25 protein-coding genes are annotated in these 26938 nt (G+C 70.7%); 15 read left to right on the top strand and 10 right to left on the bottom strand.

What is annotated here, in order from left to right; all coding sequences use genetic code 11:
- The first annotated feature begins 274 nt into the window (after positions 1-274).
- Positions 275-1801 carry a von Willebrand factor type A domain-containing protein gene (locus ABZ915_RS01600; RefSeq protein WP_361793979.1) on the top strand — a complete coding sequence of 509 codons (1527 nt, stop codon included), beginning with the start codon at positions 275-277 and terminating at the stop codon, positions 1799-1801.
- A 552-nt stretch (positions 1802-2353) separates the two neighbouring features.
- On the opposite strand, the gene ABZ915_RS01605 is transcribed toward ABZ915_RS01600, so the two are convergent.
- On the bottom strand, positions 2354-3172 hold the full coding sequence (locus tag ABZ915_RS01605; protein WP_361793982.1) for a class I SAM-dependent methyltransferase: 819 nt from the start codon (positions 3170-3172) through the stop codon (positions 2354-2356).
- Positions 3173-3529: 357 nt separating this feature from the next.
- On the opposite strand from ABZ915_RS01605, the gene ABZ915_RS01610 reads away from it, so the two are divergent.
- A complete protein-coding gene (locus ABZ915_RS01610; RefSeq protein WP_361793985.1) occupies positions 3530-4681 on the top strand; it encodes a hypothetical protein in 1152 nt (383 codons plus the stop codon).
- Between the two features lie 81 nt (positions 4682-4762).
- On the opposite strand, the gene ABZ915_RS01615 is transcribed toward ABZ915_RS01610, so the two are convergent.
- The 5 genes from ABZ915_RS01615 to ABZ915_RS01635 form a co-directional block, all read right to left on the bottom strand.
- A complete protein-coding gene (locus ABZ915_RS01615; protein ID WP_361793988.1) occupies positions 4763-5497 on the bottom strand; it encodes a hypothetical protein in 735 nt (244 codons plus the stop codon).
- On the bottom strand, positions 5494-5973 hold the full coding sequence (locus ABZ915_RS01620; protein ID WP_361793991.1) for a protein-tyrosine phosphatase family protein: 480 nt from the start codon (positions 5971-5973) through the stop codon (positions 5494-5496). Before ABZ915_RS01620 ends, ABZ915_RS01615 begins: the two co-directional genes overlap by 4 nt.
- A gap of 9 nt (positions 5974-5982) precedes the next feature.
- Positions 5983-6810, bottom strand: a complete 828-nt coding sequence (locus tag ABZ915_RS01625) for an ATP-binding cassette domain-containing protein (protein WP_361793994.1) — start codon at positions 6808-6810, stop codon at positions 5983-5985.
- A 95-nt stretch (positions 6811-6905) separates the two neighbouring features.
- Entirely contained in the window at positions 6906-7757 is an 852-nt protein-coding gene (gene sigJ, locus ABZ915_RS01630; protein WP_361793997.1) for an RNA polymerase sigma factor SigJ, read from the bottom strand.
- Positions 7754-8332, bottom strand: a complete 579-nt coding sequence (locus ABZ915_RS01635; RefSeq protein WP_361794000.1) for a carboxymuconolactone decarboxylase family protein — start codon at positions 8330-8332, stop codon at positions 7754-7756. Before ABZ915_RS01635 ends, sigJ begins: the two co-directional genes overlap by 4 nt.
- A gap of 287 nt (positions 8333-8619) precedes the next feature.
- Here ABZ915_RS01635 and ABZ915_RS01640 point away from each other — a divergent pair, with 287 nt between their 5' ends.
- The 3 genes from ABZ915_RS01640 to ABZ915_RS01650 all read left to right on the top strand — a co-directional run bounded on the left by ABZ915_RS01640 (position 8620) and on the right by ABZ915_RS01650 (position 9377).
- The gene (locus ABZ915_RS01640; RefSeq protein WP_361794003.1) at positions 8620-8790 is read left to right on the top strand and encodes a hypothetical protein; all 171 of its coding nucleotides are present in this window, start codon (positions 8620-8622) and stop codon (positions 8788-8790) included.
- A gap of 37 nt (positions 8791-8827) precedes the next feature.
- Positions 8828-9049, top strand: coding sequence for a hypothetical protein (locus ABZ915_RS01645; RefSeq protein ID WP_361794006.1), 222 nt, complete (start codon positions 8828-8830; stop codon positions 9047-9049).
- A 136-nt stretch (positions 9050-9185) separates the two neighbouring features.
- Positions 9186-9377 (top strand): hypothetical protein, encoded by a 192-nt coding sequence (locus tag ABZ915_RS01650; RefSeq protein ID WP_361794009.1) that lies wholly within the window; start codon positions 9186-9188, stop codon positions 9375-9377.
- Positions 9378-9387: 10 nt separating this feature from the next.
- On the opposite strand, the gene ABZ915_RS01655 is transcribed toward ABZ915_RS01650, so the two are convergent.
- A complete protein-coding gene (locus tag ABZ915_RS01655; protein WP_361794012.1) occupies positions 9388-9600 on the bottom strand; it encodes a cupin domain-containing protein in 213 nt (70 codons plus the stop codon).
- A gap of 67 nt (positions 9601-9667) precedes the next feature.
- Between ABZ915_RS01655 and ABZ915_RS01660 the strand changes: the two genes are divergently transcribed.
- Genes ABZ915_RS01660 through ABZ915_RS01670 form a run of 3 tightly spaced genes read left to right on the top strand, consistent with a single transcriptional unit; the run spans position 9668 to position 11569 of the window.
- Entirely contained in the window at positions 9668-10018 is a 351-nt protein-coding gene (locus ABZ915_RS01660; protein ID WP_361794015.1) for an alcohol dehydrogenase catalytic domain-containing protein, read from the top strand.
- Positions 10015-10653, top strand: a complete 639-nt coding sequence (locus tag ABZ915_RS01665) for a zinc-binding dehydrogenase (protein ID WP_361794018.1) — start codon at positions 10015-10017, stop codon at positions 10651-10653. The genes ABZ915_RS01660 and ABZ915_RS01665 overlap by 4 nt, the downstream gene beginning before the upstream one ends.
- Before the next feature lie 4 nt (positions 10654-10657).
- A complete protein-coding gene (locus ABZ915_RS01670) occupies positions 10658-11569 on the top strand; it encodes a LysR substrate-binding domain-containing protein (protein WP_361794021.1) in 912 nt (303 codons plus the stop codon).
- Here the strand turns inward: ABZ915_RS01670 and ABZ915_RS01675 are convergent.
- Positions 11562-12746 (bottom strand): acyl-CoA dehydrogenase family protein, encoded by a 1185-nt coding sequence (locus tag ABZ915_RS01675; RefSeq protein WP_361794024.1) that lies wholly within the window; start codon positions 12744-12746, stop codon positions 11562-11564. The two genes, ABZ915_RS01670 and ABZ915_RS01675, sit on opposite strands and share 8 nt — an antisense overlap.
- A gap of 23 nt (positions 12747-12769) precedes the next feature.
- On the bottom strand, positions 12770-14026 hold the full coding sequence (locus ABZ915_RS01680; protein ID WP_361794027.1) for a CoA transferase: 1257 nt from the start codon (positions 14024-14026) through the stop codon (positions 12770-12772).
- A 178-nt stretch (positions 14027-14204) separates the two neighbouring features.
- On the opposite strand from ABZ915_RS01680, the gene ABZ915_RS01685 reads away from it, so the two are divergent.
- From ABZ915_RS01685 to ABZ915_RS01695, 3 genes are all read left to right on the top strand, one after another.
- Positions 14205-15071 (top strand): 3-hydroxybutyryl-CoA dehydrogenase, encoded by an 867-nt coding sequence (locus tag ABZ915_RS01685; RefSeq protein WP_361794030.1) that lies wholly within the window; start codon positions 14205-14207, stop codon positions 15069-15071.
- A 190-nt stretch (positions 15072-15261) separates the two neighbouring features.
- Positions 15262-16899, top strand: coding sequence for a sigma-70 family RNA polymerase sigma factor (locus ABZ915_RS01690; RefSeq protein WP_361794033.1), 1638 nt, complete (start codon positions 15262-15264; stop codon positions 16897-16899).
- A gap of 266 nt (positions 16900-17165) precedes the next feature.
- A complete protein-coding gene (locus ABZ915_RS01695; RefSeq protein WP_361794035.1) occupies positions 17166-18884 on the top strand; it encodes an LCP family protein in 1719 nt (572 codons plus the stop codon).
- A gap of 30 nt (positions 18885-18914) precedes the next feature.
- On the opposite strand, the gene ABZ915_RS01700 is transcribed toward ABZ915_RS01695, so the two are convergent.
- Positions 18915-19610, bottom strand: a complete 696-nt coding sequence (locus tag ABZ915_RS01700) for a histidine phosphatase family protein (RefSeq protein ID WP_361794038.1) — start codon at positions 19608-19610, stop codon at positions 18915-18917.
- Between the two features lie 222 nt (positions 19611-19832).
- Here ABZ915_RS01700 and ABZ915_RS01705 point away from each other — a divergent pair, with 222 nt between their 5' ends.
- The 4 genes from ABZ915_RS01705 to ABZ915_RS01720 all read left to right on the top strand — a co-directional run bounded on the left by ABZ915_RS01705 (position 19833) and on the right by ABZ915_RS01720 (position 26922).
- Complete coding sequence (locus ABZ915_RS01705) at positions 19833-20498, top strand: response regulator transcription factor (RefSeq protein ID WP_361794041.1); 666 nt, start codon at positions 19833-19835, stop codon at positions 20496-20498.
- The gene (locus ABZ915_RS01710) at positions 20495-21601 is read left to right on the top strand and encodes a histidine kinase (protein WP_361794044.1); all 1107 of its coding nucleotides are present in this window, start codon (positions 20495-20497) and stop codon (positions 21599-21601) included. Before ABZ915_RS01705 ends, ABZ915_RS01710 begins: the two co-directional genes overlap by 4 nt.
- Positions 21602-21895: 294 nt before the next feature.
- Positions 21896-24337, top strand: coding sequence for a Pls/PosA family non-ribosomal peptide synthetase (locus tag ABZ915_RS01715; protein ID WP_361794047.1), 2442 nt, complete (start codon positions 21896-21898; stop codon positions 24335-24337).
- Positions 24334-26922, top strand: coding sequence for an amino acid adenylation domain-containing protein (locus ABZ915_RS01720; protein WP_361794049.1), 2589 nt, complete (start codon positions 24334-24336; stop codon positions 26920-26922). The genes ABZ915_RS01715 and ABZ915_RS01720 overlap by 4 nt, the downstream gene beginning before the upstream one ends.
- Positions 26923-26938 lie beyond the last annotated feature (16 nt).

A 26938-nucleotide genomic window follows, 5' to 3' on the forward strand; every position in this document is an offset into this window, starting at 1 on the left:
CGCACAACTACGCAGAGTTGATGATGTCTATACGGTACTTTCCTTGCTCTTTGCGATAGTTGTACACAGCACGGAGATTCGGGGCGGCACCGGTGCGGGGCGGGCACCGCGACCCGATGCCGTGGTGCGGTCCGCCGACGCGGGCGGTCCTCTTCCGTGGCCGCATCGAGATCCTTCCGCAACACCCCGGGGCGCACGTTCCGGCCTCACACGGCGTCACAGTCACAGTCACGGAAGCAGAAGACGGCGTCGACCGGCACAGGGGGCGGACGAGATGGAGCAGTTCCGGATGAAGCGGCTGCGCGGCACGCTGCTCGCGCTCACGGCGGCGGGCGGCCTGCTGCTCACCGGGTGCAGCGCGGGCGGTGCCGACTCCAGCGTCGACGGCCCGAACCACGGGGCCCAGCCGGCCCCCGCCCCCGCGCAGAGCCAGGGCTCCGACGCGCGGCAGAACGGGACGGCCACCGACTCCGGCTCCCCGTCCGACCATCTCTCCACCTTCGCCCTGGACGTGGACACCGCGTCCTACGGCTACGCGCGCCGGCTGCTCGACGAGGGGCGCCGGCCCGCACCGTCCACGGTGCGGCCCGAGGAGTTCGTCAACAGCTTCCGCCAGGACTACCGCCGCCCCGACGGCAACGGCTTCTCGGTGACCGTGGACGGCGCCCGCACGGACAAGGCGAACTGGTCACTGATCCGTGTCGGCCTCGCCACCCGGGAAGCGGACCCGGAGGGCGAACGCCCGCCCGCCGCCCTCACCTTCGTCGTCGACGTCTCCGGCTCCATGGACGAGCCGGGCCGCCTCGACCTGGCCAGGAAGTCCCTGGACACGATGACGGACCGGCTGCGCGACGACGACTCGGTGGCGCTCGTCACCTTCAGCGAGAAGGCGGAGACCGTCCTGCCGATGACCCGGCTCGGCGGACACCGCGGTGAGATACACGACGCGATCGACGGTCTTGAGGCGCAGTCCTCCACCGACCTCGGCGCGGGCGTAGAGAGGGGATACGCCACGGCGGTCGAGGGCCTGCGCGAAGGCGCCACCAACCGCGTCGTCCTCATCTCCGACGCACTCGCCAACGACGGGAACACCGACCCCGATTCCATCCTCGAGCGCATCGCGACGGCCCGCCGCGAACACGGCATCACCCTCTTCGGCGTCGGTGTCGGCAGCGACTACGGCGACGCCCTCATGGAACGCCTCGCCGACAAGGGCGACGGGCACACGGTCTACGTGTCGGACGCGGAGGACGCGCGGAAGGTGTTCGTCGAGCAACTCCCGCAGAACATCGAGCTGACCGCCCGCGACGCCAAGGCCCAGGTGGCCTTCGACCCCTCGACGGTAGCCGAGTTCCGCCTCGTCGGCTACGACGACCGCCGGGTCGCCGACGACGACTTCCGCGACGACCACGTGGACGGCGGCGAGGTCGGCCCCGGCCACACCGTCACCGCGCTCTACGCCGTGCGCACCCGGGCCGGGCACGAAGGCCACCTCGCCACCGCCACCGTCCGCTGGCTCGACCCCGGCACACGAGCCCCGCACGAGGCCCCCGGCGACCTGGAGACCGGCGCCCTGCACACATCCGTCTGGGCAGCCGGCCCCCGCTTCCAAGTCACGGCGGTCGCCGCCTACTTCGCCGACGCCCTGCGCTCCACGGACTCCGACCGCACTTCCCTGCCGGGCGCCCCTGGCCTGGAGACCCTCCACCGCCACGCCACCGCCCTGGCCCGCGTCACCGAGGACCCCGCGGTACGGCAACTCGCCCAGGCCATCGAGGAGGCCGGCCACGCCCTGGACTGACAACAGTGACGTGCAGGCCCGGACCGACGGGTCCGGGCCTGCGCCGTGCCTTTTGTCTTCCAGTGCGGGAAAGCTACGGCTCAGTGCCCCGGGCTCGACTCTTCGGACCGGGCACCGTCCGACATCGCGTGGTCGGCCCCGGCCCTTTGGTCCCCGTCGAACCAGGGGCGCCCGTCTTCAGCCTGACCGTCAGCCTTGGAAGCGCACTGGTCCTCCTGCTTCATGGCTCTCATGTTCCCGGGCAGAAGGGCCAAGAGGAGTTCTTCGAGCCCCTGACTCTGCTTGACCGACACCTCGCACCTCTCCTGATGTCCGGCGACCTCAGGCGGTGCGGCGTTGTCGGCGAAGGCGGGTGCGGCCGAGGCCAGGGCCGCGGCAAGGCTGATCACGGCCGCGGTGGCCGAGTGCGCGACGGATCGCCGCAGACAGTGCATACGCGGAGTCTTCATGATCACACTCTGCGCGGAGCGAGCCCTGGAACGAGGCGCGACAGGCTCTCGAACAGGTAATTCAACCCGAACGTACGATCACAGCAGACGGACTGACGTCACCTCAGCTCCGCTGCCCCCAGGCCATCATCACGCCCGGCCCGAGTTCCGCGAGCCGGGGTGAGCCGAGATACGCCATCGCCTCATCGATGACGGTGGCGTCCACCCTGCCGGTGTTCACCAGCGCAGGCCGCATCCTGCCCCAGGTCTCGGACCAGAAACGAGCCAGGGGGTCGCCTGCGACCAGTGGTGGGCAGACCAGTTCCGCGGCCACGCTCCGCAGGCCCTCCTCTCTCAGGAAGTGCGGATACGCCGGGACGGACGAGATGTCCGTCCCGATCGTCGACTTCAGCGCCTGCCACATGGCGTCCATGGTCCGCCGGTAGACGGACGAGGTGTCCAGGGCGTCCGGCAGTTCCACGGCATCGCCCAGCAGCAGCCAGCCTCCCGGGTTCAGCCAGTGCGCCAACCGGGAGATGAGACGGCGCCGTTCGGGCAGGTGCATGAGGACGAACCGGGCATGGATCAGGTCGAAGCCGCCGGGCCGCAGGCTCTCGTCGGTGATGTCGGCGGCGACCACCTTCAGCCGTGGGTCCCCGAGGCCGGCCAGGGCGGTGGTGTCCCGGTCCAGGGCGACCACCTCGTCGACGCGTGCCTCGTCCAGCAGCCAGCGAGCCACCGTTCCGGTGCCGGCCCCCACTTCCAGGCAGCGCCTGCCGGGCCCCACGCCCAGCGCCCGCAGACGGGGCAGGGTGATGGGATCGTAGGCCTGCGCGGCGGCGTCGATCCGCTCGGCCTCCTGAGGGTGTTCAGGTTCGAACAGTTCCTTGCCGTAGCGGCCGTCGCCGAAGTCCTCGCTGCTCTCCGTGCCTCTCGACGCCATGAGCTCTCCTTGATCGTCGGAGATCCGCAGCAGCAACGATGACAGGCTTCGGGGCCAACCGATCAAGGGCACGGGCCACTTGGCGCGTTCATCGACACCATCGGGTGAACGACGTCTGGCAGACGGCCACGACACACGGCGGCGCGGGGCGCTGCGCCACGTGTGCGAGCGGGCACGCTTCGCACTGCCGAGCACAGGCAGGCACCGGCGCGTAGCGTGGAAATGCCGGGTCTTTTCGGGACTTCTTTCCGGAAGGTAAGCGCGATGACCAGCAGATCGACACATGTAACGCTCAACAATCACGCCACTCTGGCAAGAGGGCCGGACCGCCGGAACCTGAAGCTCAGGCGTACCGCGATGCGCCTCGATCGCGGTGAGTGGACCGCGGGTCCGCCGGAACTCATCAGCGACAGGGGGGAGTGGGAGTTCCGGACCGACGAGCTTGCGATCGATGCCGGGGGGCAGGTCATCTACCGGTTGGAGGATCCGGACGGTGCGCCCGCGGGCGAGGTACGCGTGCGCTGGGGCGGCTCCTCCGCCGCTCCGGACTCGCCGAACGTCGGTGCCGCTCCCGCGGCCGTGGTGGAAACCGAGCTCGGCTCCACGGTGCTGCACAGCGAGGACGGCGGTGACGCCTCGAACCTGATCTTCGAGGTACGCGACGACCTGCGTGCGATCAGCGAAGAGGAACGCGCCACCGGCGCCGCCACGGTCGCGGGTGTGCTCGAGGCGATCGACATGCAACGCTTCGCCGCGATCTGGGAGCAGTCCCCGGGACCCTCGTTCCACGCGATGCACGGTCTGACGTCGGAGCAGTACCAGCAGAGGTTCAACGACCTCGTCGGACAGGGCTTCCGGCCCGTGCAGGTCAGCGGTTACTCCAGCGGCGACGTCGACCTGTTCGCGGCGATCTTCGAACAACGCCCCGGACCGGCCCTGCAAGCCCGCCACGGCCTGACGGCAGGCCAGTACCAGCAGACCTTCAACGACCTCGTCGGACAAGGCTTCCGACCCCTCGACGTCAACGGCTACCTGAGCGCCGCCGGGGGTGAGCGGTTCACGGCGATCTTCGAACAGAGCCCAGGGCCGGCCTTCCAAGCCCGCCACGGCCTGACGGCGGACCAGTACCAGCAGACCTTCAACGACCTCGTCGGACAGGGCTTCCGGCCGATACGCGTCAGCGGTTACTCCAACGGCGGCATCGACCTGTTCGCGGCGATCTTCGAACAACGCCCCGGACCGGCCTTCCAAGCCCGCCACGGCCTGACGGCGGACCAGTACCAGCAGACCTTCAACGACCTCGTCGGACAGGGCTTCCGACCTCTCGACGTCAACGGCTACCTGAGTTCGGGGGGCGGCGACCGGTTCACCGCGATCTTCGAGCAACGCCCCGGACCGGCCCTGCAAGCCCGCCACGGCCTGACGGCGGACCAGTACCAGCAGACCTTCAACGACCTCGTCGGACAAGGCTTCCGGCTGCTGCACGTCAGCGGCTACCGGAACGGCTGAGCGTCCCGGGCGGACGCTCGCGTGCCGTCCGGATCCGAGCTGCTCGAGGGCCGCACGGGCACGGCCCTCGAGCGCCTGCTGTCAGTGCAGGATGTTCACGGCACGGGCGACCACCAGGACCACCGTGACCAGGGAGACCGTCGACTGAAGCATCATCAGCATCTTGGCCCAGCGCGACAGGGGCATCACGTCGGTCGGGCTGAAGGCGGTGGAGTTGGTGAACGACAGGTACAGGTAGTCCAGAAACGCCGGCTCCCAGTCCGGGGGCGCCAGCTCCGGGCTCTGCATCTGCACGAAGAGGAAGTCGGCGACCTGGCGGTTCCCCAGCGCCCGTGCCATCGGCCCGCCCCGGTCCCACTCCCAGTACCACAGGGCGAACACGATGACATTGGTCAGCCAGATCCCGCCGCCGGTCAGCAGCAGCGGCCCGGCATCGCTGCCCTCGGTGCCGTTCACCAGACCGGCCACCAGCCGGACCGCCGCCCAGCCGTTGGCCAGGCTGATCACGCAGATGAGGGCCAGGCCCAGCCACCGCAGCCAGGATGTCCGAGGCTCGACCCGGCGAGGGTTCGCCGCGACCAGACCGGCCAGCAGCACCAACTCGAGCACCGGCAGGGCCCAGTACGGTCGGAGGGTCAGCCGGTGCGGCAGCATCATCTGGAGGGTGACCGCCACCAGGATCACAGCGGTCACCGCCCACCGCGGCTCGCCCCGCGTCGCCCGGCGCCACGCCGGGACCAGATCGCGCTCGCCGGTCTCCAACAGCCGCTCGATCCTGGCCAGGCGGCTCTCGGCGTCGTCCGTACCGTCGCTCATGGTGGCGATTGTTCCCGTGTCTCTTCTGCTTCTTCTGTCTCTTCCACGTCGCCGAAGCGCAGCACGAAGCGTCGCTGCCAGGGTGTTTCCACAGCACGAGGGTGGTAGTGCCGGCGGACGAACGCCACGGCCCGGTCGGCCGGGACCCCGTCGAGAACGGCCATGCAGGCCAGGGCCGTACCAGTCCGTCCGCGCCCGCCTCCGCAGGCGATCTCGACGCGTTCGTTCGCCGCCCGGGTCAACGCCTCCCGCAGCACCTTCCGCGCTTGCCGGCGGTCGCGGGGAAGCCGGAAGTCGGGCCACGGCAGCCATCGGGCTTCCCAGTCGGTGAGCGGGGGCTGCTTGCCGAGCAGATGGACCGCGAAGGACGGCGTCGGTCCCGCCGGCAGGGGGTGGCGCAGTCCCCGGCCGCGCACCAGAACACCCGACGGGAACCGTATGGTCCCGAGGTCGGTCGAATGCCAGCTCTCAGCCATGCGAGCACCCTACCGAGGCACGGCCGTGGACCTGGCGTACCAACGGCCGTCATGTGATTCGACCCGGATCGGCCGCCCGAAGCAGGCGGTGAAGTTCTCCGAGGTGAGCACCGACTCCACGGGCCCGGAGACCAGTTCACGGCCTTCCCTCAGCAGGAAGGCGTGCGACGTGGAAGGCGGCAGCTCCTCCGGATGATGGGTGACGGTCACCGTGGACAGTCCCGGCCGGCCGGTCGCGAGGCGGTGCAGCGCGTCCACCAGGTCCTCCCGCGAGGGGAGGTCGAGAGCGTTGAACGGCTCGTCGAGCAGCAGCAACGACGGGTCGGACATCAGGGCACGTGCGATGAGGATCCTGGCGCGCTGTCCGCCCGAGCAGTCACCGTAGGCGCGCCCGGCGAGTTCCTTGCAGTCCAGCTCGGCCAGGAGCACCTGGGCGCGTTCCCGGGCAGCGGTGTCGTACATCCGCCACAGCGGCTGCACCGTGCCGGTCACGCCGGTGAGGACCACCGTGTGCGCGGTGGCGTCCAGGGGCACCTTCTGCGCCGCGTTGACAAAGCCGATGCGGGCACGCAACTCCCGCACGTCCACCCGGCCGAGGCGATGCCCGAGCACGTCCACGGATCCCGTCGTGGGATGGATCAAGGCTCCGGCGAGACGCAGCATGGTGGTCTTCCCCGCCCCGTTCGGCCCGAGCAGCGCCCAGTGCTGTCCCTCGTGCACGGTCCAGTCGACCGCGTCCAGGATCACCTCCTGGCCCGTCGTACGACGGTGGACGCTCACCCCGGACAGGGCGATGACGGGACGGACGTCGCGGTGACCTGTGAAGGGACCTGTCATCCCGGCAGCCTACCCGCCCCTCGGACGGCATCATGTGTGTGTTCCGGGTGCTTCGAAGCACCCGGAACACACACGATGCCTGAGCGGCGGAGGGCCTACCTGGTCAGTTCGGCCGGTTCGTCGAGCCGCGTCAGTTTCCGCGGGTTCGCCACCGCGTGGATCCGGGTGATCTTCCCGTTCTCCACCACGAGGCTGACCGCCGCCAGCCGGCCGTCGCTCTCGATCCGGGCCGCGGGTGCGCCGTTGAGCCACACGGCCGACACCGCGCGGTCCGGGCGGGCGAGCAGCTTCGCCACGAGTGCGGCCCCGTGGACCGGAGCCGCGGCGGCACCCGCGAGTCCACCGCCGTCGGCGATCAGGACCACGTCCGGCGCCATGACGTCCAGCAGTTCCTGCAACCGGCCGGTGCGCAGCGCGGCCAGGAACCGCTCCACCACGGCCTGCTGCTCCGACCTGCTCACGGGCACCCGGGGCCGCCGGGCCGCCACGTGCTCGCGGGCCCGCCGTGCGATCTGCCGCACCGTGGCCGCGGTCTTGCCCGTGGCCTCGGCGATCTCGCCGTACGGCAGCTCGAAGACCTCCCGGAGCACGAACACCGCGCGCTCGGTCGGCCCGAGGGTTTCGAGGACGGTGAGCATCGCGATCGAGACGTTCTCCGCCAGCTCGACGTCCTCGGCGACGTCGGGGCTGGTGAGCAGCGGCTCCGGCAGCCACGGGCCGACGTACTCCTCGCGGCGGCGTGACATGGTCCGCAGCCGGTTGAGGGCTTGCCGTGTGACGGTCCGGACGAGGTACGCCCGTGCGTCCCGCACCTGTGAGTGGTCGGCGTCGGCCCAGCGCAGCCAGGACTCCTGCAGCACGTCCTCCGCGTCGGCGGCCGAGCCGAGCATCTCGTAGGCGACCGTGAACAGCAGGCTGCGATGGGCGACGAACGGGTCCTCGGTCATGCCGTCGACGCCACGCGGGACGTCTCAGGACGCGCGGCCAGCGGAATCTCGCAGGCATCGGAGTAGCCCTGCGAGGTGATCCCGTGCGCCGTGTTGCACCTGGCCGCCATGTTGGCGAAGCCGATGAACACGGTGAGTTCGACCAGCGCCGCCGGGCCGAGCCGGTCGAGCAGGCTCGCGGACAGCTCGTCGGTGACGGTCGGCGGTGTGCTGGTCATGGCCTCGGCGTATTCGAGGACGTCACGCTCCAACGGCGTGAACACCTCCGACTGCCGCCAGCGCGGCACCTGGCTCGCCTTGGCCAGGTCCAGGTTCTGGTTCAGCGCGTGGAAGTAGTTGACGTCGAGGCACCAGCTACAGCCGACCTGTGCCGCAACGGCCATGTGCGCGAAGGTCTTGAGACTCGCGTCGGCCGCGTCCCACGTGCCCACCTTGGCCGAGAACTCCTGGTTGGCCTCGGCGAGCCCGGGGTTGTTCCACAGCACCTCGACGGGCTCGGGCACGGCCCCCAGCGTCTTGATCATGCTTGCGCGGAGCTCGGGGGCGAGCTCGGCCTTCGGAACGCGAAGCGTCACGGTGTTCTCCTTGTACGTGTGCCTGTGTGGCCGTTCGCCATGAAGACACCGCCCGACCCGCGCACGTGACAAGGAAGTCGGCGCACGGGCTGGAAAATACCGTGAACATAAATTGGCCCCCGCGTGGCCCGCCGTCCCGGGACCGGCGGGCCGACGCCTCAAGGGCGCCGTCGCGAGGTATGCGGAATCTACGCTTCCACCAATTGAAACGGAAGCCCCAATTCCCCTTGACCCTCCGACCTGCACCGACGCACCCTGAACCCCCACCAGCCACAAGGGAGCACAGGATGAGTCGGGCCACCACCACACACCGCATCGTCGAGTACTGGACGGACAAGGGCACCCACGTGATCTTCCCCGTCGAACGCAGCGACGACGTGGACCGCATGAGCGACGAGCAATTGATCGCGGAGTACGGGGATCCCGGGGACGGGACAGTCGCCCGAATTGCCCGATAAGTCACTTCACTGCCCGTCACACACGGTCTGCCGAGCTGTGGACGTCATCGAGCTCGTCCATCCCTTCGCCGAGTGGACCACGTTCGGCGCGCCGGCCTACGTCGCCGAATGCTACGGATTCCGCTACGCGGGCGTGCGGCTGGTCGGCAAGCACAGGACCGTGCATGTGTGCCTGCGCCGCGACCCGGCCCCCTGGGCTCAGCAGCGCGCCGCGGCCAACACGTCCGCCTTCCCCGACCCGGGCCCCTCGGCTCGCTGACGCCCGTACCCGAGGCTCAGCGGGACGTCGAGCTGATCACCACGCTCATCCGGTACGACGCCCTCGGTGCGGCCGCCGACCGCAGGCAGATGTCGGCGACGGCCTGGGGCTCGGGGCCGCTGCCCTGCGGCCGGCCGTGCTGTCCGGCGCGTGTGCCGTCCTGCTCCCGCTCGCCGTCCTGCTGCCGGCCTTCCTGCTGGGCGCTCTGCGGACCAACGCCTCCCGGCGCGCGAAGCCGGCCGAGCGGCTGACCGCGGCAGGGTGCACACCCGCGCTCGACGAAGCGGGACGGGAGCGGTTCGTGCGGCCGGTGCCCCACGCCGTGTGACGCGTCCTCTCTAACGCGACGGACGCTGGTGGTCGCCACCGGCGCCGACCAGGACGAACGCCATGGTGGCCGGTCGGTCGCTGTGGTTGCGCCAGGCGTGGCGCGTGCCGTTCTGGATGACGATGTCGCCCGCGGTCAGCGGGGTGAGCCGTCCGCCGTCGAGTTCCAGGACGATCTCGCCCTCGATCACGATGCCGTAGTCCACCGTCGGTGTGGTGTGCACCCGTTTCCCCATTCCTAGTTCCCGGCACCGTACGACCCATTAATTCAGGAGTATTTCAATGGCGAAAATGCTCGCTGCACGACTGCACGCGCTGGGTGAGCCGATGTCCGTGGACACGATCGACGTGCCCACCCCGCGGCCCACCGACGTGCTGGTGCGGGTCAAGGCGTGCGGGATCGTGCCGAACATGGCCAACGTGATCAACAACTGGCCCACGTGGTATCCGCACCAGCCACTGCCCAAGCTGCCCGCGATCTTCGGTCTGGACCCGGCGGGCGTGGTCGAGGCCGTCGGCGAGGCGGTGCTCAACACCAGGCCCGGCGACAGGGTGTACGTGAGCCCGCTGCGCTCCTGCGGCAGCTGCCAGGTGTGCCGCGGCGGCGGCAACACGCGATCGTCGACATCCCGGACAACATGACGTTCGAGGAGGCCGGCAGGCTCGGCTACATCGGTACGTCCTACGGCGCCCTCCGGCGCGCCGCGGCCGGCCCCGGCCAGGTCGCGCTGATCGACGGGATCACCGGCACCCTCGGTGTCGCCTCCACCCTGCTCGCGCTGTCCTCGGGTGTCTCCAGGGTCCTCGGAACCGGCCGCAACGAGGAACTCCTCAAGCGGGTCAGGGAACTGGCCCCGGACCGGATCGAGGTGATGCGGCTGGGCGAGGGCTCCTCGGGCGAGTGGGCGAAGTCCCGCACCGGCGGTGAGGGGGCGGACTTCGTGATCAGCGCGCTGGGCGCCAAGGCCCCGGTGGAGACGATGCTGGACTCGATGCTGGGCGTCCGTCGCGGCGGCAGGGTGATCAATGTCGGCGGTGTGGGCGACCGGCTGCCCGTGGACGTGAAGTGGCTCATGGACGAGCAGGTCCAGCTGATCGGCTCCAACTGGTTCAGCACCGCGCAGGGCCAGGAGGTCGCCGACATGGTGGCGACCGGTGCGCTGGATCTGTCCTGTCTGATCACCAAGTCCTTCCCGCTGTCCAAGGTCAACGAAGCGATCTCGGGGCGCGCCACGGACTGCGACGGTGGCTTCGGCAACTACGTCGTGATCCCCTGAGCCGATGGAACTGCGCTGGCTGGCCTCGTTCGTGGTCGTGGCCGAGGAACTTCACTTCGCGCGGGCCGCGGACCGTCTGCATCTGGCCCCCTCCGCGCTCAGTGCCCAGATCAGAGCGCTGGAGGGCCACCTCGGAGTGCGGCTGATCGACCGCGGACGGCGATCCCGCCCGGCCTTGACCCAGGCCGGGCGGCTGTTCCTGGCCGAGGCCGAGCGCACGCTCGCCCAGGTGTCGCGCGCGGAGGCCGTGGGCCGTCGGGCCGGGCGCGGGGAACTCGGTCATGCCGAGATCGCCTACGTGGCCTCGGCCGCCTCCTCGGGGGTCGTGACCGGCATCCTCGCGAGCTGCTCGGCCCCGGGCAGTCAGCTGACCGTGGGCGTCCGGGAACTGGAGACACCGGCTCAGCTCGAAGCCCTGGTCGCCGGGGACGTCGACATCGGCTTCCTGCGCTGGCGGCCGGCGTATCCGCCGGGGGTCACCGCGATCCCGCTGCTCACCGAGGAGGTCGTCCTGGCGGTGCCGGAGGGCGGTGCGGCGGCCGCCCGTGAGACGGTGCCGGCCGCCGGCCTGCGGGAGGCCCGCTTCGTCGCCCCGTACTTCGACGAGGAGTACGGCTGCCGCCATCAGATCCTCCAGGTGGGCGAGCACGGCGGCTTCACCCCGGAGATCGCCCCTCCGGTACGGGACTTCATCGCCGCCCTCACCCTGGTGGGCGGCGGCCACGGCGTGGCCCTGGTGCCCGCCTCGCTCGGCCGGGTCCGGATCCCGGGCGTGGCCTTCCGCTCCCTCGCGGACCTGGAACTCACCACCCGGCTGGTCGGCGCCTACCGCCGGGGCGAGACGTCCCCCGCGGTACGGGGTGTGATCCGCCGGCTGCGTGATCAGGCGGCGGATCACACCGCGTCCGTCAGCTGAAGGCGCGGTGCCCGGTCATGGCCTGGCCGATCACCAGCGTGTGCACCTCGTCGGTGCCCTCGTAGGTGCGTACGGACTCCAGGTTGGCCATGTGCCGCATCACCGGGAAGTCACCGGTGACCCCGTCACCGCCGAGGACGGTCCGCACGGTCCGGGCGATCTCCAGTGCCTCGCGCACGTTGTTGAGCTTGCCCACACTGATCTGTGCGGGGGCCAGCCGTCCGTCCTCCTTCAGGCGTCCGATGTGCAGGGCGAGCAGCATGCCCTTCTGGTACTCCACCGCCATGTCCGCCAGCTTCTGCTGGGTCAGCTGGAACGCGGCCAGCGGCCTGCCGAAGACCTGCCGGGTGCGGGAGCGTTCCACGGCGGCGCGCAGACACTCCCGGGCGGCCCCCATGACGCCCCAGACGATGCCGTAGCGGGCCTCGCCCAGACAGCTGAACGGACCGCGCAGGCCGACGACGCCCGGCAGCACGCCGTCGGCGGGCAGCCGGCACTCGTCGAGGAACAGGTCGCACTGGACCGAGGCGCGCAGGGAGAGCTTGTTGGTGATGTCGCGGGCGACGAAGCCGGGGGCGTCCCTGGGCACCAGGAAACCGCGCACCCCTTCGTCGGTCATCGCCCACACCACGGCGACGTCGGCCACGCTGCCCAGCCCGATCCAGCGCTTGGCGCCGCTCAGCACCCAGTCGTCGCCGTCCCGGCGCGCCACCGTCCTCATGCCGGCCGGGTCGCTGCCGCCGTCGGGTTCGGTGAGGCCGAAGCACCCGATGGTCCGCCCGGCGGCCATGCCGGGCAGCCACTGCCGCTTCTGCTCCTCCGAGCCCCACTTGGCGATCGCGGACATGGCGAGCGAGCCCTGGACGGACACGAACGTGCGCCAGGCGGTGTCGCCCGCCTCCAGTTCCATGCAGGCCAGGCCGTAGCTCACGGCCCCGGCGCCGGCACAGCCGTACCCCTGGATGTGCATCCCCAGGACGCCCAACTCGCCCAGGCCGCGCACGAGTTCCGTCCGGAAGTGCCGGTCCTCGAAGTCGGCGTCGACGACGGGGGTGATGTTCTTGGCGGTGAACTCGCGCACCCGGTCGCGCCAGCGCAGTTCCTCGACGGTGAAGAGGTGCTCGATGTCGAGGTCCAGGTCCGGTGCGGGCAGGGTCGCGTTGTCGGTGGTGGGCATGGGGTCTCTCCCTCGGGTGACGGTCATGCGGGGTCGGCCGTCGTGGCCCGGTCGCCGAAGACCTCGGTGGTGTGCTCGCCCAGACCGGGCGGCACCAGGCGGTACCTCGCGGGTGACGCGCTCAGCGTGATGGGGTGGGCGACCTGCCGGGACTCCGTGCCGCCGTGCGGGCCGGCGACGGTGACGATGCCGGGCACTCCGAGCCGGTCGGCGTAGGCGAACGCCTCGTCGAGACCGTTGACCGGGCCCGCGGGCACGCCGACGGTCAGCAGGGTGGCGGACCAGTGGTCGGCGCCGGCCGTGAGCAGCCGTTCGCCCAGCACCTTGCGCAGGTCGGCGCGGTGGGCCACCCGGTCGCTGTTGGTGCGGAACCGGTCGTCCCGCGCGAGGCCGGGACAGCCGAGGGCGGCGGCCAGCGCCGCGAACTGTCTGTCGTTGCCGACCGCCAGGGCGAGCGGACGGTCCGCGGTGGGGAAGGTCTCGTACGGGGCGATGCTCGGGTGGGCGTTGCCCAGCCTGCCGGGGACGACGCCCGCGACGGCGTACCCCGATGCCTGGTTGACCATCGCCGACAGCAGCGAGCCCAGCAGGCTGACCTCGACGCGCTGCCCCTCGCCGGTGCGCTCCCGGTGCCGGAGGGCGGCCATGATGCCCAGCGCCGCGTGCAGACCGGTGATCACGTCGACGAGGGCCACCCCGGTCTTCATCGGTTCGCCGTCGGGCTCCCCCGTCACGCTCATCAGTCCGCCGAGGGCCTGGACGAGCAGGTCGTAGCCGGAGATCGCGGCTCCGCCCGCGGTCCCGAAGCCGCTGATCGAGCAGTAGACGAGGCGGGGTTGGCGGTCCTTGAGGTCGGGATGGCCCAGACCGAGCCGCTCCATCGTGCCGGGCCGGAAGTTCTCCACCAGCACGTCGGACCCGGCGACGAGGGCACGGGCGCGCTCGCGTCCGGTCTCGCTCGCCAGGTCCAGGGCGACGGACCGTTTGTTGCGGTTGACGCCCAGGAAGTAGGTGGAGGTGCCGTCCTCGTCGGCGGGCGGGCGCCACTGCCGGGTCTCGTCGCCCGTGCCGGGCCGCTCGACCTTCACCACCTCCGCGCCGAGATCGGCGAGCAGCATGGTCGCGTACGGTCCGGCGAGCACGCGGGAGAAGTCCGCGATGCGCAGACCCTCCAGTGCGCCGCGCCCCGCTCCCCCGATGCCGGCCGTACGTCCGTCAAAGGTGCCGTCCTCGATGTCCACCTCTGCCTCCTGGTGATCGTCGCCGCGGGCACCGGGCATGCCCCGGCGTCATCAGCCTCGGCGTGCCCGAGGCATCCGGTCAACGACGCATCGGCGCACGTTTGTGCGCGGAAAACGTTCTGTCGGAGCAGGTCAGAAGGGGTGCGTGCGGCTTACGCTCGGCGCTGCGGCACGGGGTGGCGGCCGTCCTTCGGACCGTCACCGGAAGGAGGGACACATGACCGCCATCACACGTGTGGGCGTCGTCGGCGCCGGACAGATGGGCCGGGGCATCGCCGAGGTGTGCGCCCGCGCAGGGCTCCGGGTCACGTTGTGCGACGTGACGGAGGACAGGGCCCGCGCCGGGCTGGCCGGCATCGCGGACTCCCTGCTCCGGGCCGAGAAGAAGGGCGCGGTCTCCTCCGAGGGCCGCGCGCACGCCCTCGCGGGCATCGCGGTCACCGGTGACCTGTCCCGGCTGTCCGCGGCGGACCTGGTCATCGAGGCCGCCGTCGAGGACGAGGCCGCGAAGACGGCACTGTTCCGGCGGCTGGACAAGGTGGTGGCGTCCCCGGACGCCGTACTGGCCAGCAACACGTCCTCGATACCCATCGCCCGGCTCGCCGCCGTCACGGGCCGGTCCGCCTCAGTGGTCGGCCTGCACTTCCTCAACCCGGTGCCGGTGCTGCCGCTGGTCGAGGTGATCCCGTGCCTGCACACGTCGAAGGCCACGGAACTGCGCGTGCGGGCCTTCGCGAGCGAGGTGCTGGGCAAGCGGACGATCGTCACCCAGGACAGGGCGGGTTTCGTCGTCAACTCGCTCCTGGTGCCCTACCTGCTCTCGGCGGTGCGCATGGTCGGCTCCGGTACGGCGACGCCCGAGGACATCGACACCGGGATGACGGCCGGCTGCGCCCACCCGATGGGGCCGCTGCACCTGGCGGACCTCATCGGCCTGGACACGGTGGCGGCCATCGGGGAGGCGCTGTACGAGGAGCACCGGGAACCCCTGTACGCCCCACCGCCCCTGCTGCGCCGCATGGTCGAGTCGGGCCTGCTGGGCCGGAAGTCGGGACGGGGTTTCTTCAGCTACCCGGCGGCCTGAGCCGGATGTCCGCGAGGCCACCGCGAGACCTTCGTGAGTCCTCCGTGTGACGTCCTCCATTGCGAACATCACGTCGGAGTGGCGAACCTCTCGTGGAACAGGTTTCCGAAGAACTGTTATCCGCGTCTCGCCGCGCGATCTCCCAGTCGTCGGACACCATCGTTCGGCGTCGAGGACAGGGGAGCTTTTGATGAGTACGCAGCACGCGGGGGACCCGGCAGCGCTGGTGAGCGCCGCCCGAGCCGGCGATCCCGAGGCGCAGGACGCACTGGTCAGCGCATACCTCCCGCTCGTCTACAACATCGTGGGGCGGGCGCTCAACGGCTCGGTCGATGTCGATGACGTGGTGCAGGAGACCATGCTCCGTGCCCTCGACGCGCTGCCGGATCTGCGTACTCCGGAAAGCTTCCGCTCCTGGCTCGTGGCCATCGCCATGAACCAGGTCCGGGCGCACTGGCAGAGTCGGCAGAGCGCGCCGGACGCCGTGGAGGACGCCGTGGAACTCGCGGATCCGGGTGCCGACTTCGTGGACCTGACCATGGTGCGGCTCCAGTTGTCCGGCCAGCGCCAGGAGACCGCGCGCGCCACGCGCTGGCTGGAGCCGGACGACCGGGGACTGCTGTCGCTGTGGTGGCTGGAGTGCGCCGGCGAGCTGACCCGGACCGAGGTCGCCGCCGCCCTGGAGCTGTCGCCTCAGCACACGGCGGTCCAGGTGCAACGGATGAAGGCGCAGCTGGAGGCGGCCCGCGTGGTGGTGCGGGCGCTCGACGCGCAGCCGCCGTGCGCGGAACTCGGTGGTGTGCTGGCCTCCTGGGACGGCCGGCCCTCGGCCTTGTGGCGCAAGCGAATAGCCCGGCACGCCCGTGACTGCGTGCGCTGTTCCGGCCTGTGGAGCGGGTTGATGCCCGCGGAGGGACTGCTGGCCGGGCTGGCACTGGTCCCGGCGGCGGCAGGTCTGCTCGCGAAGATACGATCCGCCTCCGGCGACATGGCTCCCGTCGGCTCGGCGTCGCGGCTCGACGCGCCCCAGGGCCACGCCGGACCGGATCCTCAGGCCGGGCCCCGCACCCGATCCGGTCGGACGGCCTCCCGCGGTGAGGCCCGTCGACGCCGGCGCGTCCGACGCAGGGCCGTCGGCGGCGCCGTCGTGGCGGCCTGCGTGGCGGGCGGCGGCCTCTGGTACTTCGGCACGGACTCCGACACCGGGAGCGACCGGGCGACCACCGCGCGGCCCACCGGTGATCCCGTCGTCGACCTCTCGGCGACCCGCGCCGTCGAAACCCCGCCGTCGGCGTCGGCATCACCGTCGCCGAGCACGTCGAAACCGAAGAAGCCGAGCGCTTCCAAGACGCCCAGCCCCATCAGGAAGAGCACCCCGGCTCCCGAACGGTCGGCCCGGCCGACGCCGCGCCCGTCCAGTACACCGCAGGCGCAGGTGACCTCGTCGGACACCGTGACACAGGTGGTCGCGCTGGTGAACAAGGAGCGGGCGGCCGCCGGGTGCGGCCCGCTCACGGAGGACCCGCAGCTGGAGAACGCCGCGCAGCGCCACTCCGACGACATGGCCGCCCGCAACTTCTTCGACCACACCAACCCGGACGGCGCCGACCCCGGGCAGCGCATCACCGCCGCGGGCTACCGCTGGTCCACGTACGGGGAGAACATCGCCAAGGGGCAGCAGACCGCACAGGCGGTGATGGACTCCTGGATGAACAGTCCCGGCCATCGCGCCAACATCCTCAACTGCTCGTTCAAGGACATCGGGGTGGGCGTCCACAAGGGTTCGGGCGGCCCGTGGTGGACACAGGACTTCGGCGCGAAGCTGTGATGCCTCCACCCGGCTGTGCCGCCGTGGTGACCGGGCAACTACGTTGTGTGGGCGCGGGTGCGGCCGAGGGGCGTCCGCCGGCCCTCATGAGGTCTCTCACCTGTGAATCGCCTCAAGATTTACGCTGATCCGGCAATGGGTTTGTTAGATTGCGCAACTACGCAATCCAAGTGGAGCCGCCCGCTTCACCTGCCCGTATCGCCGCTCGCGTCGGCCGCACACCCACGGCCCGGCCTGAAGGGCCCGACCGTTCATGGGAGTGGGAAATGAGCGACCCGTGGGACGGCTCGGGCGGTCAGGCCGCGCGCAGCCGCACCGCCCAGGTGCCTGGACCACGTATGAGCCACAAGTCCGGCGATGTGCCCCTGCCGGGTGGCCGGGCCGCGAGCCGGGCGGGCTCACGCTCGCGCGGCGGTGGGCGGTCGGGGCACCGGAGTCGTCCGGTGCGGCGCGGCAGGCGGGTGCTGAAGATCATGGCGATCTGCCTGTCCGTCCTGGTCCTGGTCACCGCCGGCGCCGGCTGGTGGTTCTACGAGCACCTCAACGGCAACATCCACAGCCTCTCGCTCGACGGAAAGGGCGGCACGGAGAAGGCTGACGCCTTCGGCCGCACCCCGATCAACATCCTCGTCATGGGCTCGGACGGCCGGACCAGCAAGGCCGACTGCAAGCTCGGCGGCGGCTGCTCGAAGACCGGCGTGCAGACCGGCAGCAACGCGGATGTGCAGATGGTGGTACACATATCCGCCGACCGCTCCAACGCCACGGTGATGAGCATCCCCCGGGACACCATGACCAAGGTCCCGGCCTGCAAGGACAGTGAGAGCGGGCAGTCCACGACCGGCTACTACGGGCAGATCAACAGCGCGCTCCAGTACGGCCCGGCCTGTCAGGTGGCCACCGTGCACCAGCTCACCGGCATCCCCATCGACCACTTCGTCAAGCTGGACTTCTCCGGTGTGGTGAAGATGTCCGACGCGGTCGGCGGTGTCTCCGTGTGCGTCAATGCCGATGTCTACGACACCTACTCGCATCTGAAGCTGTCCAGGGGCACCCACACCCTCAAGGGTGTCGCGGCGCTGGAGTTCGTCCGCTCCCGGCACGGCTTCGGTGACGGCAGCGACCTCGGCCGCACCATCTCCCAGCACATCTTCCTGAGCGCGATGATCCGCAAGTTCAAGAGCGCGGGCACGCTCACCGACCCGACCGCCGTCTACGACCTCGCCAACGCCGCCACCAAGGCGCTGACCGTGGACGACGGCCTCGGCAGCGTCAAGAAGCTGATCTCGCTCGCCGACGACGTGAACAAGGTCCCCAGCAAGCGGATGACCTTCACCACCATGCAGACCGCCCCCGACCCGGCGAACGACGACCGCGTGGTGGTCGGCTCCGGCGCAAAGACCCTCTTCGCCACCATCGCCGACGACCAGTCCCTGACGACCGGCTCGGGCAAGAAGTCGGCGGCGGCCTCCGCGACCGCGAAAGCGACGGCCACCGCCCCGGCCGTGCCCGCGTCCCAGATCGCCGTGACCGTCGAGAACGGCACCCCCATCACCGGCCGCGCCTCCGCCGTCGCCGACGCGCTGACCAGCAAGGGCTTCAGCACCGGCACGAGCACGGCGAACGCCCCGAGCCCGTCGGCCACGACCACGCTCACCTACGGCTCCGGACAAGAGGCCGAGGGCAAGACCGTGGCCAAGGCGCTGGGCCTGTCGGGCTCGCACCTCAAGCAGGGCAGCGGCACCGGCCTGACCCTGGTGATCGGCAGCGACTGGCCCAGCGGCTCGAGCTTCCCGGGCGGCGCCTCCACGTCCGCGCCCGCCGACGCAAAGGCGGCCGTCTCCAACGCCCACGCCCAGACCGCCGACCAGGCCAAGACCTGCGCCAAGGTCAGCCCCTACAAGACGGTCGCGCTGAACGGCGTCCCCATGACCCCGTCACAGGCGTACGCGGCGGCGAAGGGCAAGCCCGACTCCGACGAGTGAGGGGCGACCGGCCTCAGGGCATCCGCGTCGTCAACGCCTGGCAGGCGGCACCCTGACCAGCCACTGCTCGGCACCGTCACGCGCGCGGTGCGAGCCCTGACGGCCGACCAGGCGCCGGGTGTGGTCGGCGTGGCGCTGCGAGGGGTGCAGGACGACCTCACTCGGAAAGGCGCCGTCGACCGGGCGGACGCTCCAGCCGTCGTCGCGCCGCATGAGCGAGACGATGTAGAGGGGCGGTGCCTCGATTCGCCAGAAGGCTCGTGCCGGTGCGGACAGGGCGTGGACGAGCAACGCCTTGACGACGGCTGGTTCGGCCACGGCCACGGTGCCGCCCGTCCGGTGGGGCAGGCTGTTGAGCCAGTGCGCGACCCGGTGGCAGAGTTGACGTACGGATTCGCCGCCGTGTGGCGCGGCATCCGGGTCCGTGAGCCAGGCGCTGAGACCGTACGGGTCCGCGGCGGCGACTTCGGCCATCGTGCGGCCGCGCCACGTCCCGTAGTCGATGTCGCGCAGCGCCGGATCCACCGTGGTCTCGAGTCCAAGGGCTGCCGCGGTCAGCGCGCAGCAGTTGGAGGGCGACCGCACGGTCGGCGTACGGAGAGGAGTCGCCGACAGGACAGCACCTGCCTCGGGCAGGTCGTCGTCACGGAGAGCCCCGTGACCGAAGACCGTATCCGCGGTCCCGTTCGTGGTGTGCCCGCATACAAGCGTCAGGCGGATCGTCATGCGACTGCCCTCCTCCATGGCCCACCGTGTGCTCCGTCGTGCTGCTGCCTTCAAGGGTTCGCCGCGCCCGGGGCCACGACCATCCGGCAGGGGGCCGGAAATGTCCCCGTCGACCGGCGGGCGGCACCCCCGCCGCCTGGGCGGTCCGGCCGGCGGGAGACTGCGGGGCGCCGGCCGGCGTGGTACGAATCGGAGAGTGATCCGATGATGAGTGGAGCACGCGTGATCCGGGTTCTGGTGGTCGACGACGAGGCCCTGATCCGTACGGGCTTCCAGCGCATCCTGGACGCCGCGGACGACATCGAGGTCGTGGCGGCGGTCTCCGGGGGCGAGGCGGTCCGAACGGCGCAGGCGACGGGTCCCGACGTGGTGCTGCTGGACATCCGTATGCCGGACGTCGACGGGCTCACCGTCCTGGCCGGTCTGCTCCGGCTCGAGCAGCCCCCGGTGGTGGCCATGCTCACGACGTTCGACATGGACGAGTACGTCGTCACGGCCCTGCGCTCGGGCGCGGCGGGCTTCCTGCTCAAGGACACCGATCCGGAGGAGCTGCCGTTTCTCGTGCGCGCCCTGGCCGACGGCGGCTGCGTACTGTCGTCCAAGGTCACCCGGACGGTCGTGGACCGCTACCTCCAGGCCGGGTGCCCGGAACAGGCCGCCCGCAGTCTGGACCGGCTGACCGGCCGCGAGCGTGCCGTGCTCGTCCTCATCGCCGAGGGGCTGTCCAATGCCGACATCGCCGCCCGGATGCACCTGAGCACGGGCACGGTCAAGGACCACGTGAGTGCCGTCCTCGGCAAGCTGGAGGTCAGCAGCCGCGTCCAGGCCGCCCTGCTCGCCGAACGCGCCGGACTCCTCCAGCCACCACGGGACCTGGAGCCGGGATGATGTCCCGCCGGCTCGCCGACGTACTTCAGGATGCCGCCCTGATCGGGGCAGCGCTGCTCGACGTGTGGGTCAACGTCGATCCCGGCGACTCCCTGCGTATGGCCGTCGCGCTGCTCGCCGCCTGCATGCTCGTGGTGCGCCGGCGCCTTCCTCGGCTCACCTTCGTCCTCAGCATGCCCGCCGTGCTGCTCTCGGACGCGATCTTCGCCGCCCTGGTGGCCCTGTACACACTCGCCACGATCACCCGGCGCCGGGGCGTGCTGGCCCTCTGCGCCCTGGCGTTGACGCTCAGCGACATGACGACCACCTCGCCGTCCTGGCACCTCGATCTGTGGAAGACCTCGGCCCTGATCACCCTGGGCTACACCGCGGCCACGGCTGCGGCTCCCGTCTTCCTCGGTCAGCTCGTCCAGGCGCGGCGTGACCTGTCGCTGCGGCTCGCCGAGATCTCCCGGGCGCGTGACCACGAGCGGCGGCTGACCGAGCAGGCCGTCCTGGCCAAGGAGCGCGCACAGCTCGCGCGGGAGATGCACGACGTGGTCTCGCACCAGGTCAGTCTGATCGCGGTGCGGGCCGGAGCGCTCCAGGTCGGCACGCGGGACGCCGACGCCAAGGAGGCCGCGGCCACCATCCGGCGGCTGAGCGTGCAGACGCTGGACGAACTGCGGCACATGGTCAACGTCCTGCGCGACTCGCACGGCCGCCCGGCGGAACTGACCCCGCAACCCTCACTCAGCGACCTGCGGCGGCTGATCGACGCCAGCGGCATCGACACCGACCTGAAGGCGGATCTGCCCGGCTGCCTCTCGCCGGCGCTCCAGCGCGCCGTGTACCGCACGGTTCAGGAGGCGCTGACCAACGTCCGCAAACACGCGCCCGGCGCCAGCGCGACCGTGCACGCCTCCCACGAGGGCGACACCGTCCGTGTCACCGTCAGCAACACCGCACCGATCCGGCCGCCCGTCCCCCTGCCCAGCTCGCACTACGGCCTGGTGGGCCTGCGGCAGCGCGCCGCCCTGCTCGGCGGCACCGTCACCAGCGGCCCCACCGCCGACGGCGGGTACGAGCTCCGGCTGGAACTGCCCACCGAGCAGGCGCCGTGACCCGGGGGAACGGCCCCTGACTGGCTGCGGTCAGGATGCGGTGGGAACATAGTCACCAATTGGGGAAAGTCGGTATTTGTCAATCTTTATCCGTACGTGCTCCGTATAGATGTTATGACGTCAGATTCGAAGCTCACGCCACGCGCGGCCCGAAGCGGTGTCCGCGGCGGCCGACCGGAAGGCGAACCCGTCATCGGGGAAGCACCGGCCGGTGCGGGACCTTCCGTATCCCAACAGGTCCCGCCGCCCGGCGATGGGCAGGGCGCGCACCCGCTGGAACAGGCTCTCGCGGAGGTGATGGCCGATCTGGTGTCCGTCTCGGAGGTGCCGCCGGACAGTCACTTCTTCGACGACCTGGGAGCCGACTCCCTGGTGATGGCGCATTTCTGCGCGCGGCTGCGCAAGAGGGCGGATCTGCCCTCGGTGTCGATGAAGGACGTCTACCAACATCCCACGATCAGCGGTCTGGCCGCCGCGATGCCGGACACCGCGCCGGCACACCCTGAGCCGCGGGAGGCTCCGGCGCCGGCTTCGGGGGCCACGGCGCTGCCGCCCGAGGCGGCGGGCATGACGTCGTACGTCCTGTGTGGATTCCTCCAGGTCCTCGCCTTCCTCGGCTATGCCTACCTGCTGGCGCTGGCCACCGCTTGGGGATACGAGTGGATCTCCCGCGGGACGAGTGTGCTCGATGTGTATGCGAGGTCCGTGCTGTTCGGGAGCGCCGGCTTCGTGGGTGTGTGTGCCCTTCCCGTCGTCGTGAAGTGGACGCTGGTCGGACGCTGGAAGCCCGAGGAGATCCGGATATGGTCCCTGGGATACGTCCGCTTCTGGATCGTCAGGACGCTGATCCGTTCGGGCCCGCTGGTGCTGTTCGTCGGCTCACCGCTGTACGTGTTCTATCTGCGGGCACTGGGGGCGAACATCGGGCGGGGAGTCGTGATTCTCTCCCGGAACGTTCCTGTTTGCACGGACCTGCTCACCATCGGTGAGGGCACCATCATCCGGAAGGACTCGTTCTTCTCCTGTTATCGCGCCCATGGGGGCGTGATCCAGCCAGGCCCGGTCAGCATCGGGAGTTCGGTGCTCGTCAGCGAGGCGACGGTGATCGACATCCGGACGGCGCTCGGTGACCGGGCCCAGCTCGGACACGCCTCCTCGCTGCACAGCGGGCAGGTGGTCCCCGACGGCGAGCACTGGCAGGGCTCCCCGGCGGACCGGGCCTCGGTGGACTTCCAGGTCGTGGGCGAGATGCCCCGCGCCGGGCTGCGCCGGGCGACGCACACCGTCACGCAGCTGGCGGGCACGCTGCTCGTGTATGTGCCGCTCACGGTCGGTGGCACGGTCATGCTGCTGGTCGGGGTTCCGCAGATGAGGATGGTCATCGAGCCGGGACCCGCGGTGCTGGCCAACGCGTCGTTCTACCGTGATGTGGCGGTGGCGGCGGCCGTGCTCGTCGTCGGCGGTGTGGTACTCGGCCTGTTGCTCGTCAGCGCCCTGCCCCGCGTGCTCGGTCATGTCCTCGTACCTGGGCGTGACTACCCGTTGTACGGATGGCGTTACTCGGTACAGCGAGCCATCGCGCGGCTCACCAACAGGAGAGTCCTCACCCGGCTGTTCGGTGACAGCTCCTGCATCGTCCACTATCTGCGGGCCATCGGCTACGAGTTCTCCCACATCGAGCAGACGGGGTCGAACTTCGGCACGGAAGTCAGGCACGAGAGCCCGTTCCTGAGCTCCGTGGGCAGCGGGACGATGGTCGCGGACGGTCTGTCGATCATGAATGCCGACTTCTCCAGCACCGCCTTCCGGGTGTCTCGGACATCGATCGGCGCGCACAGCTTCCTGGGGAACCGGATCGCCTACCCGGCGCGGTCACGGGCGGGCGACAACTGCCTTCTGGCGACGAAGGTCATGGTCCCTGTCGACGGCGAGATCCGGGAAGGCGTGGGGCTACTGGGCTCCCCCAGCTTCGAGATCCCGCGGACGGTTCTCCGCGACAGCCGATTCGACCGCTTCCGCAGCGGCGAGGCGCTTCGCCGCGGCCTGGCGGCGAAGAACAAGCACAACGCGGCCACCATGGGCTGGTACCTGCTGTCGCGTTGGGTCTACGTCCTGGGTGCCGCTCTGATCGTGGCCGGGGCGACGGACCTGTACGCCTCGCTCGGAGCGCCCGCCCTGGCGCTGGCCGACGTCCTCGGCCTGCTGTTCACCGCGGTCTATTTCGTGCTGGTCGAGCGTGCCGTCACCGCCGCGCGCCGTCCCGGCCCCCTGTACTGCTCGATCTACGATCCCCGGTTCTGGTGGCGCGAGCGATATTGGAAGGTGCCCTCGGAGACCTACCTCCGGATTTTCAATGGCACTCCGTTCAAGAACGTGATCTGGCGGCTGCTGGGCGTCCGCATCGGCAGCAGGGTCTTCGACGACGGCTGCTACCTGCCCGACCGGCCGATGGTGGCCATCGGGGACGCCTGCACGCTGAACGCCGGGAGCATCATCCAGTGCCACTCGCAGGAGGACGGCACGTTCAAGTCCGACACCACCACGATCGGCAGCGGCTGCACACTCGGGGTCGGCACGCTCGTCCACTACGGCGTGACGCTGGGCGACGGCGTGATGCTGGCCCCGGACTCCTTCCTCATGAAGGGCGAGGTGGTCCCGCCGCACTCGCAGTGGGGCGGGAATCCGGCACGGGAGCTGGACCGGGTCCGCCAGGACGCGGGGAGGTGCGGTCGATGACCGTCGAACCCAGCGCCCCTACGGTCCGGTCCTGCGATCCCGAGGACGCGGCCTTCTGGCGCTCCGTCCTCGACGCGGGTGGAGCCACCACCCTTCCGCGCTGGTCGCCCATGCCGGTGCCGGTCGTCGCGGAACACGAGGCCGTGATTCCCGAGGACACCATGACCGCCGTTCACCGGCTGGCCCACGAACTGGCCGTGCCGGCCTGCTCGGTCCTGCTCGCGGCACACGCCAAAGTGCTGGCCGCGTTGTCCGGCGAGCACGAGGTCACGACGGGCTACCTCGCCGAGCCGGGCGGTCGGCCGCTGCCGTGCAGGCTGACGACGGACCCCCCGTCGTGGGAGGCGCTGATCCGGGAAGCCCGGCGCGGCGAGACGGAACTGCTGGCGCACCGGCACTTCCCGGTCGGGGACCTCGAACGCGAGCTGGGCCTGACGGGACCGCTGAGCGAAGCCTCGTTCGATCCGCTCCCCGGAACCGGCGGGGCCGGCTCCGACCGGGGTCGCGAACTCCCGGCCGGCACGGTGTTGCAGGTCGGGACCGCCCGGCACGACCACGGCACCCTCCTGCGGCTGCGGTACCGCCGCGACGCACTGGACGACCGGTACGCCGCGCGCGTCGCGGGATACCACCTGGCCGCGCTGGCCCTGATGACCGCCGCTCCGAGCGCCCCGCACGAGCGGCAGAACCTGCTGTCCGCCCTGGAGATCCGCTTCCAGCTCGACGCGCTCGCCGGGCCGCGGCGAGAGCTCCCGCGGCGCTGTGTCCATGAACTGTTCGAGCAGCGCGTCCAGGACCACGGGAACGCCGTCGCGATCGTGCAAGGGGCCCGGCGGTGGACGTACGCGGAACTCGACGAGCGTGCCGACAAGGTGGCACGGGCCCTGCTCACGCGCGGGACGGGACGCGAGGACGTCGTCGCGGTGGTGACGGAGCGAAACCTGGACTGGGCGGCCGCCGTTCTGGGCGTCTTCAAGGCCGGGGGCGTCTACCTGCCCGTCGAGCCGCACTTCCCCGCCGATCGCATCGCGACCACGCTGTCGCGCGCCGGGTGCCGGCTCGTGCTGACCGAGCGGGGCAGCACCACCACGCTCTCCCAGGCCGTGGACACGCTGCCCGGGGTACGGACGCTGCTGATCGAGACGGCGTACGAGGAGACGCGCACCGCCGAGAACCCCGGCGTCGACGTGTCCCTGGACCAACTCGCCTACATCTACTTCACCTCCGGCTCCACCGGAGAGCCCAAGGGCGCGATGTGCGAACACGCGGGGATGCTCAACCACATCCATGCCAAGATCGACGACCTGCGCATCGGCGAGGGGCAGGTCGTCGCCCAGACGGCGCCCCAGTGCTTCGACATCTCCTTGTGGCAACTGCTGGCGGCGCTCGTGGCCGGGGGACGGACCCTGCTGGTCCCCCAGGAGGTGATCTGGGACGTCCCGCGCTACGTCGACACCATCGCCGACGGCCGGGTCAACGTCCTTCAGGCCGTGCCCTCGTACCTCGACGCCGTGCTGTCGTTCCTGGAGCGGTGCCCGCGCGATCTGCCCGACCTCCGCTGCGTATCGGTCACCGGCGAGGCGTTGAAGAAGGAGCTCGTGGAGCGCTGGTTCTCCGCACAGCCCGGCATCCGGCTCGTCAACGCCTACGGGCTCACCGAGACCTCGGACGACACCAACCACGAAGTCCTGGACGGCGTACCGGACACCGCGCGGATCCCGCTCGGCCGTCCCGTCAACAACGTGCGGGTCCGTGTCGTCGACGACAATCTGTCACTGGTCCCGCTCGGCGCGCCCGGCGAGATCGTCTTCGCCGGGGTCTGCGTGGGCCGCGGCTACGTCAACGATCCCGAGCGCACCCGCCGGTCGTTCACGACCGATCCCTATCGCGCCGGCGAGCGGCTGTACCGAAGCGGCGACTACGGCCGCTGGCTGCCCGGGGGCAAGCTCGACTTCCTCGGCCGCCGGGACGGCCAGGTCAAGATTCACGGCTTCCGCATCGAGATCGAGGATGTCGAGAACGCACTGCTGAAGGTGCCCGGCGTACACACCGGCGCGGTGGCCGTGGCCCGGGGTGAACGCGACAGGCGCCTGGTGGCCTTCTGCTGCGGTGAACCACCGCTCACGGACTCCGCGATGCGCGACCAGCTGGGCCGGTGGCTGCCCGCCTACATGATCCCCGCGGCCTTCCACTGGCGCGGTGACCTCCCGCTGACCGGGAACGGCAAGGTCGACCGCAAGGCCCTGGACTCGCTCGCCACGGCACTCGACGGCACCGGGCCCGCCGGCGCCTGCGATGCCGACGGCGCGGAGTCCGACGAGGCACCGCGGACACCGGCGGAGCAGCGCCTGGCCGCCGCATGGGCCGCGGTGCTCGGCATCCCGCGGTCCCGGATCGGCCGTCACGACCACTTCTTCGACAACGGCGGAACCTCACTCACCGCGGTACAGCTCGCCATCCGCCTCGACCGCGTGCTCACCCTGAAAGACCTCACCCGGCATCCGGTCCTCGCCGAGCTGGCCCGGCTGCTCGACGCCAAAGCGGCTTCGTCCCCGACCGTCGAACCGTCACCGGAGGCGATGTGAGATGTCCTCCTCATTC

It is taken from the genome of Streptomyces sp. NPDC046915, assembly GCF_040644935.1.
Classification (GTDB): domain Bacteria; phylum Actinomycetota; class Actinomycetes; order Streptomycetales; family Streptomycetaceae; genus Streptomyces.